The sequence below is a fragment of the Streptococcus intestinihominis genome (assembly GCF_046824975.1).
Lineage (GTDB): Bacteria > Bacillota > Bacilli > Lactobacillales > Streptococcaceae > Streptococcus.
In genome coordinates this window covers 203,255-206,089 of record NZ_JBKQBL010000004.1, presented here as the reverse complement: position 1 = coordinate 206,089, position 2,835 = coordinate 203,255, and the positions used below count along the sequence as shown (strand labels likewise).

Below are 2,835 nucleotides of genomic sequence, written 5' to 3'. Positions count from 1 at the left end.
CATAAACCAAGACAACTAGGCTAACGATGCTAATGAATTGGACAATAAAGCGATTGGTCAGATAATTCTTCATCATCAAGAGGTTCTTGACATCTAGCATAGGTCCGATAACCAAGAAGGCTATGACAGGAGCCAAGCCAAAACTTGAGAGGAGGGAAGAGCCAATAAAGGCGTCAGCCTCACTACACAAAGAGAGGAGGAAGGAGAGAAGCATAAGAAGAAGAATGGCTAGGAGTGGCGTCGCGGAGATAGAAGTCAGCACGCGAGTTGGCACATAAACCTGAACCACGCTGGCAAATAAACAACCGAAGACCAGATAGCGTCCAGTATCGAAAAACTCATCAATGGCCTGCACAAATACTTGAAAGAAGCGTTGACCGGCGGATAGTTTTGAAAAGTCATGAACATGGACTTCCTTGCGGTTGGCCCGTTGGATAGAAGCTGTTTGGAAAAATCCTAGGAAAATCCCCAGAACAGTTGCCACCAGGATCGATCCGATGGCCCGTAGGAGAGCCATTTGAATGGAATTCCCAAAGGCAGAATAAGTGGCAAAGAGGACAATGGGGTTAATAACTGGGGCTGTCACTAGGAAGGGCACAGCTGTATAGCTAGGCACCTTCTTCTCTAAAAAGCGATTGATAATGGGGACGATGCCACACTCACAGGAAGGGAAAATAAAGCCAATCAAGGTCCCAAACAGAATTCTCCCCCATTTATTTTTGGGAAGGGCTCGGTAGACTTTTTCAGGGGTGATGTAGACATCAATCGCCCCTGAAATGATACTTCCAATTAAAACAAAGGGAAGGGCTTCAATCATAATCGAAAGAAAAATCGCTCCAGCCTGAAGGACACTGGTTGGCAGTTGTTGGAAGAAACTCATTTGTCAGAATCCTTCTGCTCTTTTTCCCCTGTTGTTTCATTCTTCTTGTCATCTGGTGAAGTGACTTGAGGGGGATCTGGGAAGACAGCAAATTCCTCAAAGAGTTTGTCTAAATCGTCTGTTTTTGAAAATTTAATCGCCATGATAGGCCTCCTTTTCTTTTTTTCTCATTATATCAAATTCTCAAAAAAGAGGGGAAAATCAAGTCCAAAAGTAAGATGAAAAAGCAGTATAGAAGGCCTTCTATGGTATAATAGAAGCTATGGAAAAATATGAAAAAATAACCCAAGAATTGGGTGTCAGTCTCAAACAAATTGATACTGTTTTGACCTTAACAGCAGAGGGATCCACCATCCCCTTTATCGCTCGGTATCGAAAAGATGCTACAGGGAATCTAGATGAAGTAGCCATCAAAGCTATTATCGACATGGACAAGTCTTTAACAGCCATAGCCGATCGGAAAGAAACGGTTCTCGCTAAGATTGAAGAGCTTGGGAAATTGACCCCAGCCTTAAAAGAAGCGATTGAGCAAGCTGAAAAATTGGCGGATGTGGAAGAATTGTATCTTCCCTACAAGGAAAAACGCCGGACCAAGGCAACCATTGCGCGTGAGGCAGGACTTTTTCCACTTGCTCGGATGATTCTGCAAGATCAAAAGGACTTGGAAACAGCAGCAGAAGAATTCCTATCTGAAGGATTTCCAACTGTAAAGGATGCTATATCTGGAGCAATCGATATTTTGGTCGAAGCCATTGCAGAAGATCCACAATTGCGCAACCTCACCTACCAGGAGATTCGTAAATACTCTTTGATTACCTCTAGCTTGAAGGATGAGAGCAAAGACGAAAAGCAGGTCTTCCAAATCTATTATGATTTTTCTGAGAAGATTGCAAACATGCAGGGCTACCGAACCCTTGCCTTAAACCGTGGAGAGAAATTGGGGGTATTAAAGGTTGGATTTGAGCATCCTGTAGACCGTTTGATTCGTCACTTTGAAGCCCGATTTAAATCGAAGAATAGCTACATTGAAGAAGTCATTAACCAAGCCCTGAAAAAGAAAATGCTACCAGCTATGGAGCGTCGAATTCGGACAGAACTGACAGAAGTGGCAGAAGATGGAGCCATTCAGCTTTTCTCAGAAAATCTTCGTCACCTCTTGCTGATTGCTCCCCTCAAGGGGCGCGTGGTCTTGGGATTTGACCCAGCTTTTCGAACAGGAGCTAAATTAGCTGTTGTCGATCAGACAGGAAAGATGTTGACCACCCAGGTGATTTACCCTGTTGCGCCGGTTAAACCAGCACAAATTGAAGCAGCCAAAGAAGAACTGAAACGACTGATTCGTCAATACGGTGTGGAAATCATTGCGATCGGGAACGGGACGGCTAGTCGAGAGAGCGAAGCCTTTGTTGCGGAAGTTCTCAAGGAAGTTCCAAATGTCAGCTATGTCATTGTGAACGAAAGCGGGGCATCTGTCTATTCAGCTAGTGAATTGGCTCGCCATGAGTTTCCAGAACTGACGGTTGAAAAGCGCTCAGCCATCTCCATTGCTCGTCGGTTGCAGGATCCACTGGCTGAGTTGGTTAAGATTGATCCAAAATCAATTGGAGTCGGCCAGTACCAGCATGATGTCAGCCAGAAGAAATTATCTGAAAGCCTTGATTTTGTAGTTGATACCGTGGTAAACCAAGTCGGAGTTAATATTAACACTGCTAGTCCAGCCCTCTTGTCCCACGTGGCTGGTCTCAATAAAACTATTTCTGAGAACATCGTGAAGTACCGGGAAGAAGAAGGGTTGATCACCTCTCGGGCACAGATCAAAAAAGTTCCTCGTCTGGGAGCCAAGGCCTTTGAACAAGCAGCTGGTTTCTTACGGATCCCAGAAAGTGAGAATTTCCTCGATCGGACAGGGGTCCATCCAGAAAGTTACCCTGCAGTGAAGAAGCTCTTTACCTTAC

The 2,835-nt window shown here is 44.7% G+C and carries 3 protein-coding genes; 1 reads left to right on the top strand and 2 read right to left on the bottom strand.

Annotated elements, in window-relative coordinates; translation table 11 throughout:
* Both ACLOR3_RS07880 and ACLOR3_RS07875 read right to left on the bottom strand, forming a co-directional pair.
* On the bottom strand, nucleotides 1–880 hold an 880-nt coding region (locus ACLOR3_RS07880; protein ID WP_412037123.1), incomplete at its 3' end, for a permease.
* A complete protein-coding gene (locus tag ACLOR3_RS07875; protein ID WP_411399928.1) occupies nucleotides 877–1,023 on the bottom strand; it encodes an SPJ_0845 family protein in 147 nt (48 codons plus the stop codon). The genes ACLOR3_RS07880 and ACLOR3_RS07875, both read right to left, overlap by 4 nt.
* Before the next feature lie 119 nt (nucleotides 1,024–1,142).
* On the opposite strand from ACLOR3_RS07875, the gene ACLOR3_RS07870 reads away from it, so the two are divergent.
* Nucleotides 1,143–2,835, top strand: a 1,693-nt coding sequence (locus ACLOR3_RS07870) for a helix-hairpin-helix domain-containing protein (protein ID WP_412037122.1), incomplete at its 3' end; no start/stop codon positions are given.